Origin of the sequence: Streptomyces lycii (assembly GCF_009735685.1) — a bacterium.
In the GTDB taxonomy this organism is placed as follows: Bacteria; Actinomycetota; Actinomycetes; order Streptomycetales; family Streptomycetaceae; genus Streptomyces; species Streptomyces lycii.
The window spans coordinates 1-286 of the sequence record NZ_WHPN01000147.1 but is presented as its reverse complement, the minus strand read 5'-3'; the positions used below and the strand labels follow the sequence as shown (position 1 = coordinate 286).

General features: G+C 78.3%; 1 pseudogene. It reads left to right on the top strand.

Annotated elements, in window-relative coordinates:
- Nucleotides 1–286: pseudogene (locus GCU69_RS06100) on the top strand (acyltransferase family protein); the annotation flags it as partial.

Genomic DNA, 286 nt, shown 5'->3' with positions numbered 1-286 from the left:
TGCTGCTGCCGGCCGTGCCGTTCGCGCTGGTCTGCGCCGGGCTGGGGCTGGAGGAGGGATACGGGGGCTGGCACCGCTGGGCGTATCTGCTGTTCTTCGCGCTCGGCCTGGTGCTCGCCGGGGACGCCCGGTTCCGGGCGGCCGTGCGGCGCGACGCGCTGCCGGCGGCGGCGCTGGCCCTGCTGCTGTTCGCGCTCGCCGCACCGGGCTTCACGGCCGACGGCGACCCCTTCACCGACCGCACCCCGGCCGCGGTCGCCGCGCGAGCCCTCTTCGGGGCGACGGG